Raw genomic sequence first — 7,747 nt, 5'->3', positions numbered from 1 at the left:
GGTGGGTTCCGTCGTGACGACCGTCCGCACGGTGGCGGGTTCCGCCGGGATGACCGCCCTTCGGGTGGCTTCCGCCGCGACGACCGCGCCCCCCGCCGCGAGGACGACCGTGGTGGCGACCGCGGTGGGTTCCGTCGTGACGACCGTCCGCACGGTGGCGGGTTCCGCCGGGATGACCGCCCTTCGGGTGGCTTCCGCCGCGACGACCGCGCCCCCCGCCGGGACGACGACCGTGGCTACGAGCGTCGTGACGACCGTGGTGGCGACCGTGGCGGCTTCCGCCGTGACGACCGCCAGGGCGGCGGCGGTGGCTTCCGCCGCGACGACCGCGGCCCGCGCCGCGACGACGACCGTGGCGGCTTCCGCCGCGACGACCGTGGCGGCGACCGCGGCCACGAGCGTCGTGACGACCGTGGCGGCTTCCGTCGTGACGACCGCCAGGGCGGCGGCGGTGGCTTCCGCCGCGAGGACCGTCCGTACGGCGGCGGTGGCGGTGGCTTCCGCCGTGACGACCGTGCGCCGCGCCGCGACGACGACCGTGGTGGCGACCGCGGTGGGTTCCGCCGTGACGACCGTGGTGGCGACCGCGGCTACGAGCGTCGTGACGACCGTGGTGGCGACCGTGGCGGCTTCCGCCGTGACGACCGCCAGGGCGGCGGCGGTGGTTTCCGTCGTGACGACCGTGCGCCGCGCCGCGAGGACGACCGTGGTGGCGACCGCGGTGGGTTCCGTCGCGATGACCGCGGTGGCGACCGTGGCCACGAGCGTCGTGACGACCGCGGTGGCGACCGTGGCGGCTTCCGCCGTGACGACCGCCAGGGCGGCGGCGGTGGCTTCCGCCGTGACGACCGCGGCCCGCGCCGCGACGACGACCGCGGTGGGTTCCGTCGCGACGACCGTGGTGGCGACCGCGGTGGGTTCCGCCGTGACGACCGCGGCCCGCGCCGCGACGACGACCGCGGCGGCGACCGCGGTGGGTTCCGTCGCGACGACCGCGGTGGCGACCGTGGCGGCTACCGCGGCCGGGACGACCGGGGCGGCGACCGCGGCGGCTACCGGGGCCGGGACGACCGTGGCGGCTACGGTCGCCGCGACGACCGCGACTTCCGTGACCGCGACCGCGAGCCGATCAAGCGCCTGCCGATCGACGAGGACGTCACCGGCAACGAGATCGACGCGGACGTGCACCAGGAGCTCCTGAGCCTGCCCAAGACGCTGGCCGAGGACGTCGCGCGCAACCTCGTCATGGTCGCCCGCCTCATCGACGAGGACCCCGAGCAGGCCTACGCCTACTCGCGCATCGCCCTGCGGCTCGCCTCCCGCGTCGCCGCCGTCCGCGAGGCGGCCGGCTTCGCCGCGTACGCCAGCCAGAAGTACAGCGAGGCGCTCGCGGAGTTCCGCGCCGCCCGCCGCATGACCGGCTCCGTCGAGCTGTGGCCCGTCATGGCCGACTGCGAGCGCGGCCTCGGCCGCCCCGAGCGCGCGCTGGCGATGGCCGGCGAGCCCGAGGTGCAGAAGCTGGACAAGGCAGGCCAGGTCGAGATGCGCCTGGTCGCAGCCGGTGCCCGCCGGGACATGGGGCAGCTGGACGCCGCCATCGTGACCCTGCAGAGCCCGGAGCTCGCCTCCAACTCCGTCCAGGCCTGGACGCCCCGCCTGCGCTACGCGTACGCGGACGCCCTGCTGGCCGCCGGCCGCGAGGACGAGGCCCGCGAGTGGTTCGCCAAGGCACTGGAGGCGGACAAGGACGGCACCACCGACGCGTCCGACCGGCTCGCCGAGATGGACGGCGTCGAGTTCGTCGACGCGCTCGACGACGACGAGACCGAGGGCGAGTCGTACGAGAACGCCGACGACCCGGAGGTCCGCAACGCCCTGCGCGCCTCGGACCAGGCCGAGTACTACGACGAGGACGACGAGGACTACGAGCCGCTCGAGCAGTCCGCGGCCGATGCCGACGTCGACCTGACCGACGAGGGCGCCGGCGCCGACGAGACGGACGACCGGGACGCGGACCGCCGCGCCTGATCCCCGCAGCACATCAAGAAGGGCGGCACCCCCACGGGGGTGCCGCCCTTCGGCGTTTCCGCGGCCGCTCCGCGTCGTCGGTCCGTCGACGCCGGGGCGCCGGGGCGCCGGGGAGCGCCGGGACGTCAGTCCAGGGCGCGCAGCACCAGACCGGTGGCCGGCTTCGGGCCGAACGAGGTCGACTTGCGGGGCATGGTGACGCCCTGGCGCGCGAGGTCCCGTACGACCTCCTCGCGGACCGGGTGCATCAGGACCGCCGTGCCGCCGTGCCGCTCGGCCATCTCCACGGTCGCCGCCGTGTCGTGGATGTACGTGATCTGCTCGGGCTCGTCGGGGACCTGCCACAGGTGGTCGAGCAGGGCGGCGTGCAGGACCGTGGCGTCGAGCCGGCGCCAGGCCTCGGGCCGGTCGCGGCGGATCGTGCGGTCGAGCAGCTCCGGGTCGGGGTCGGTGACCAGGTGGAAGGAGCCGTCGCCGGTGAGGAGCAGGGCGTTGCCCCGCTCGGCCGCCTCGGCGAGGGCCGCCATCGCGCGCGGCAGCGGGCCCTCGACGGTACGGACGCGGAAGGAGCCGTCCAGGGCGGCCAGCGCCTCGGCCACCGGCAGGCGCCGCAGCATCCGGTGGATGGCGCGGACCTGGAGGGGGTAGCGGGCGGTGTCGACCAGGAGGACCAGGCCGTAGTCCCAGGCACCGGGCTCCGAGTGCTCGGACTGCAGGCGCAGGTACGTGGCCCAGCGGTGGTGGCCGTCGGCGATGAGCGCCTGGCGGTGGTCGAGGTCGGCGGTGACCACGGCCAGCTCGGCCGGGTCGGTGATGGACCACAGGCGGTGCTGGAAGCCGTCCTCGGTGGTGGTGGCGAGCAGCGGCTCACGGGCCACGGTGCCCTCGACGACCGCGGCGGCGCCGGTGCGGGTGCCCTCGCCGAGGTAGGTGAGGAGCAGCGGTTCCAGGTTGGCCGCGGTGGCGCGCATGAGGCCGGCGCGGTCGGCGACCACGTGCGGCATGACGTCCTCGTGGGGCAGCACGATGCCCTCGGCGGCGGGCGACAGCGCGAGGGCGCCGATCAGACCGCGCTGGAGGAGGTCGCCCTTGCGCTGCTCGTACACGTACAGGGCGGGCCGCGGGTCCGGGCTGAGGACGCCCTCGGCGAGCCAGTCGCGCAGGGTGCGGGCGGCCTGGGCGCCGCGGGCCTCGGGGGTGTCGGCCTGCGGGAGGATCAGCCGGACGATGTTGTGGGGGTCCGCGGACTCGAGGTGGTTGAGGCCGTCGGGGCGTACGACCACGTCGTAGGGCGGGGAGGTGACGGCGGCGAGGCTGCCGACGCGCTCCGGGACATAGCGCAGGCCGTGGAAGGGGATCAGGCGCAGTCCGTGCTCCGCGGTACCAGTTGTGGTCATTGGTGCATCGTAAGGCGCGTCTCGCCATGCGGGATGATCGGGGGAGACGGATTAGGACGAGAGCGGACGAGGGAGCTGGGCGATGAGCCGGGAGACCAGAACCAGGCCTGCGGGGAGCGAGCGGAGCCTGCACCGGGCCTACGACACGGCTCTGCTGGACCTCGACGGGGTGGTGTACGCGGGCGGGCAGGCGATCGCGCACGCGGTCGAGTCGCTGGGCGTGGCCCGGGCGGACGGGATGCACCTGGCGTACGTCACCAACAACGCGCTGCGCACCCCGGACGCGGTGGCCGAACACCTGACGGAGCTGGGCATCGCGACCGCGGCCGGGGACGTCATCACCTCCGCGCAGGCGGTCGCGCGGCTGATCGCCGAGCAGGTGCCGGCCGGGTCGCGGGTGCTGGTGGTCGGCGGCGAGGGGCTGCGGGTCGCGCTGCGCGAGCGGGGGCTCGTACCGGTGGACTCGGCAGACGAGCCGGAGCTGGCGGCGGTGGTGCAGGGGTACGGGGGGCCGGAGCTGCCGTGGAGCCGGTTCGCGGAGGCCTCGTACGCGATCGCGCGCGGGGTGCCCTGGTACGCGTCCAACACCGACCTGACGATCCCCAGCGCGCGGGGCATCGCGCCGGGCAACGGGGCGGCGGTGGAGGTGGTGCGCATCGCGACCGGTGCCGAGCCGCAGGTCGCGGGCAAGCCGCTGACGCCGATGCACCGGGAGACGATCCTGCGGACCGGGGCCGAGCGGCCGCTGGTGGTCGGGGACCGGTTGGACACGGACATCGAGGGGGCGGTCAACGGCGGTGTGGACTCGCTGCTGGTGCTCACCGGTGTGACGGACGCGGCGCTGCTGCTGGCGGCGGAGCCGAAGTACCGGCCGACGTACGTCGACGCGGACCTGCGGGGGCTGTTGACGGGGCAGCCCGAGGTCGAGGCGGTCGGGGCCGGCGCCGGTGCGGCCGGTTTCCGCTGCGGCGGTTGGACGGCGGTGGCGGGCGACGGGGTGCTGGAGCTGCGCGGCGCCGGGGACGGGAGGCCGATGGACGGGCTGCGGGCGCTGTGCGCGGCGGCCTGGACGCAGGCGGACGAGGGGGCGTGCCGGCTGGACGCGGGCAAGGCCCTGTCGCTGCTGGGGTTGTAGGGGCCGCGCGGCCCGGGACCGGGGGCGGGGCAGCGGGGGCGCTCGAGAGCGCTCGGGGGGCTCGTGGCCGTCCACCGGGGCTCCGCTTTCCGAGGGTAGGCTAACCTAACCGCGTGTTGGTCGAGAGCCCCCCTGAAACGAGCGCGCCGCCGGGCGCCGCCGTGCCCCGGTCCCGGTCCGCGGTGCGCGCGGCCGGCCTGCTGGCCGCCGTCGCCGTCCTCGTCCTGGTCGCGGCGGCGAGCATCGCCGTCGGTTCCAAGTCGGTGTCCCCGGCCGAGGTCTGGCACGGCCTCTTCCACTACTCCGGCACCGTCACCGACGTGGTGGTGCGCGATTCCCGGGTGCCGCGCACGGTGCTCGGCCTGCTGGTGGGGCTCTCCCTCGGGCTGGCCGGCGCGGTGATGCAGGCGCTGACCCGCAACCCGCTGGCCGAGCCGGGCATCCTCGGCGTCAACGCCGGTGCCGCGGCGGCGGTGGTGTCGGCGGTCAGCGTCCTCGGGGCCTCCACGCTGCGGGAGTTCGTCTGGTACGCCTTCGCCGGCGCGGCCCTGGTCTCGGTGCTGGTGTACGTACTGGGCGGGAGCCGCAGCGCCACGCCCGTGCGGCTGGCCCTCGCGGGTACGGCGGCGAGCGCGGCCCTGGTCGGCTACATCAACGCGGTCGTCCTGATGGACAGCAAGGCGCTGGACCGGCTGCGGTTCTGGACGGTCGGCTCGCTCACCTCGGCCAACGCCGACACGGTGTGGCAGGTGCTGCCGTTCGTGGCGGTCGGCGCGGTGCTGGCGCTGGCGCTGGGCCGGCCGCTGAACGCGATGGCCATGGGCGACGACACGGCGCGGGCGCTCGGCGCGCACCTGACGCGGACCCGGGTGGTCGCCATGCTGGCCATCACCCTGCTGTGCGGCGCGGCGACCGCGGCGTGCGGTCCCATCGTGTTCGTCGGCCTGATGGTCCCGCACCTGGCGCGCGTGTTCACCGGCCCCGACATGCGGTGGATCCTCGCCTACTCCGCGGTGCTCTCGCCCGTGCTGCTGCTCGGCGCCGACGTCGTGGGACGGGTCGTCACCAGGCCCGCGGAGCTCCAGGTCGGCATCGTCACCGCGCTCATCGGCGGACCGGTCTTCATCTACCTCGTACGACGCCGGAGGATGGCGCAGCTGTGAGCGTGACTTCGCGTGTGGCACCGGGCGGCGCGGCCGCCGGTGCGAAGGGGGCGCGTCCGCGGACCCGGGTGCTGCGGGCACCGGGCGGGACGTCGCTGCGGGTGGAGCCCCGTGCCCTGCTGGTCGGGGCCGGCCTGGTGGCCTTGGCGCTGGTGGCCGCCGTCGTGCTGATCGGCACCGGCGACTACCCGATCGCGCCGCCGGACGTGGTCCGGACCCTGCTCGGCGCGGGCGCGCCGGCCGACGAGTTCATCGTCAACGACCTGCGGCTGCCGCGGGTGCTGGTGGGCCTGCTGGTCGGCGCCTCGCTGGGGATGGCGGGCGCGGTGTTCCAGTCCGTCACCCGCAATCCGCTGGGCTCGCCCGACGTGCTGGGCTTCGGCTACGGCTCGGCGGTCGGCGCGCTGACGGTGATCGTGCTCTTCCACGGCGGGGCCACCGCCGTCGCGGCCGGCGCGCTGGTCGGCGGACTCGTCACGGGCGTGGCGATCTACCTGCTGGCCTGGAAGCGGGGCGTGCACGGCTACCGGCTCGTCCTGGTCGGCATCGGCGCCGCCGCGATGCTGGTGGCCGCCATCAACTACCTCCTGACCAAGGCGCAGATGGTGGACGCCACCCGGGCCATGGTGTGGCTGACCGGTTCGCTGGGCGGCCGTGACTGGGCACAGGTGTGGCCGCTGCTGGCGACCTGCGCGGTGCTGTTCCCGCTCGCCCTCGGCCGCAGCCGGGCGCTGCGGATGATGGAGATGGGGGACGACGCGGCGTACGCGCTGGGCGTCCCGGTCGAGCGCACGCGGATGCTGCTGATGCTGGTGGCGGTGCTGCTCACCACGGCCGCCAGCGCGGCGGCAGGTCCCATCAGCTTCGTCGCGCTGGCCGCGCCCCAGCTGGCCCGCCGGCTGACCCGGTCGCCGGGGGCGAACCTGCTGACCTCCGCGCTGATGGGCGCGGTGCTGCTGCTGGTCTCCGACTGGGCCTCGCAGCGGGCCTTCGGCTCCGACCAGCTGCCGGTGGGCGTGGTCACGGGCCTGGTCGGCGGCGTGTACCTGTTGTGGCTGCTGGTCGGCGAGCGCAGGGCGGGGCGGATATGAACGAGAAGGCAAGGGGTACCCAAGTGCAGCGGCTCACCGCGGAGAACGTCACCCTCGGCTACGACCAGCGGGTCATCGCCGAGAACCTGTCGGTGGAGATCCCCGACCGCTCCTTCACCGTCATCGTCGGGCCCAACGCCTGCGGCAAGTCCACGCTGCTGCGCGCGCTGTCGCGGATGCTCAGGCCGAGTGCCGGGCGGGTGCTGCTGGACGGGCAGGCCATCTCCTCGCTGCCGGCGAAGAAGGTGGCGAAGACGCTGGGGCTGCTGCCGCAGTCCTCGATCGCCCCGGACGGGATCACCGTCACGGACCTGGTCGCCCGCGGCCGCTACCCGCACCAGGGCCTGCTGCGACAGTGGTCGCCGGAGGACGAGCGGATCGTCCGGGAGTCCATGGCCGCGACCGGCGTGGCCGGCGTGGCCGAGCGGTCCGTGGACGAGCTGTCCGGCGGCCAGCGGCAGCGGGTGTGGATCGCGATGGCGCTGGCCCAGCAGACGCCGCTGCTGCTGCTCGACGAGCCGACCACGTACCTCGACATCCAGCACCAGATCGACGTGCTGGACCTGTGTGCGGAGCTGCACGAGGAGCAGGGGCGGACGCTGGTGGCCGTCCTGCACGACCTCAACCACGCCGCCCGGTACGCGACGCACCTGATCGCCATGCGCGACGGCCGGATCGTGGCCGAGGGGGCGCCCGGCGACATCGTGACGGCCGAGCTGGTGGAGGAGGTCTTCGGACTGCGCTGCCAGGTCATCGACGACCCGGAGACGGGCACCCCGCTGGTCATCCCGGCCGCGCGGGCGGCGCGGGCGGCGAAGCGGGGCGCGGGCGTCTAGAGGCAACGCCGTTCAGTTAAGGGCGGGGGCTGTTCGTCAAGGCCCGTGAACGAGGCAGCGGAGCTGCTGTAGAAGAGGTTTGTCCTCCAAGACATCC

Annotated in this window: 7 protein-coding genes; 5 read left to right on the top strand and 2 right to left on the bottom strand. The window is 74.9% G+C overall.

Going from position 1 to position 7,747, the window contains the following annotated elements; genetic code table 11:
- Positions 1-1,188: hypothetical protein (locus ACIQCH_RS38145; RefSeq protein WP_402588923.1), on the bottom strand; the 1,188-nt coding region annotated here is incomplete at its 3' end.
- On the opposite strand from ACIQCH_RS38145, the gene ACIQCH_RS38140 reads away from it, so the two are divergent.
- Positions 1,183-2,028, top strand: a complete 846-nt coding sequence (locus ACIQCH_RS38140; protein WP_402588921.1) for a hypothetical protein — start codon at positions 1,183-1,185, stop codon at positions 2,026-2,028. The two genes, ACIQCH_RS38145 and ACIQCH_RS38140, sit on opposite strands and share 6 nt — an antisense overlap.
- Positions 2,029-2,153: 125 nt before the next feature.
- Here ACIQCH_RS38140 and ACIQCH_RS38135 read toward each other — a convergent pair whose 3' ends face one another.
- Positions 2,154-3,425, bottom strand: coding sequence for a DUF1015 family protein (locus tag ACIQCH_RS38135; protein ID WP_402588919.1), 1,272 nt, complete (start codon positions 3,423-3,425; stop codon positions 2,154-2,156).
- A gap of 82 nt (positions 3,426-3,507) precedes the next feature.
- On the opposite strand from ACIQCH_RS38135, the gene ACIQCH_RS38130 reads away from it, so the two are divergent.
- The 4 genes from ACIQCH_RS38130 to ACIQCH_RS38115 all read left to right on the top strand — a co-directional run bounded on the left by ACIQCH_RS38130 (position 3,508) and on the right by ACIQCH_RS38115 (position 7,650).
- Positions 3,508-4,560 (top strand): HAD-IIA family hydrolase, encoded by a 1,053-nt coding sequence (locus ACIQCH_RS38130; RefSeq protein ID WP_402588917.1) that lies wholly within the window; start codon positions 3,508-3,510, stop codon positions 4,558-4,560.
- 116 nt (positions 4,561-4,676) lie between these two features.
- Positions 4,677-5,723 carry a FecCD family ABC transporter permease gene (locus tag ACIQCH_RS38125; RefSeq protein ID WP_402588927.1) on the top strand — a complete coding sequence of 349 codons (1,047 nt, stop codon included), beginning with the start codon at positions 4,677-4,679 and terminating at the stop codon, positions 5,721-5,723.
- A 14-nt stretch (positions 5,724-5,737) separates the two neighbouring features.
- Positions 5,738-6,814 carry a FecCD family ABC transporter permease gene (locus ACIQCH_RS38120; RefSeq protein WP_402588925.1) on the top strand — a complete coding sequence of 359 codons (1,077 nt, stop codon included), beginning with the start codon at positions 5,738-5,740 and terminating at the stop codon, positions 6,812-6,814.
- Positions 6,815-6,837: 23 nt separating this feature from the next.
- Positions 6,838-7,650 carry an ABC transporter ATP-binding protein gene (locus ACIQCH_RS38115; RefSeq protein WP_402588915.1) on the top strand — a complete coding sequence of 271 codons (813 nt, stop codon included), beginning with the start codon at positions 6,838-6,840 and terminating at the stop codon, positions 7,648-7,650.
- Positions 7,651-7,747: the final 97 nt, after the last annotated feature.

Source organism: Streptomyces sp. NPDC093225 (assembly GCF_044753805.1).
Classification (GTDB): Bacteria; Actinomycetota; Actinomycetes; order Streptomycetales; family Streptomycetaceae; genus Streptomyces.
The sequence above is the reverse complement of the archived record's forward strand: the minus strand, read 5'-3'. Positions and strand labels throughout refer to the sequence as shown.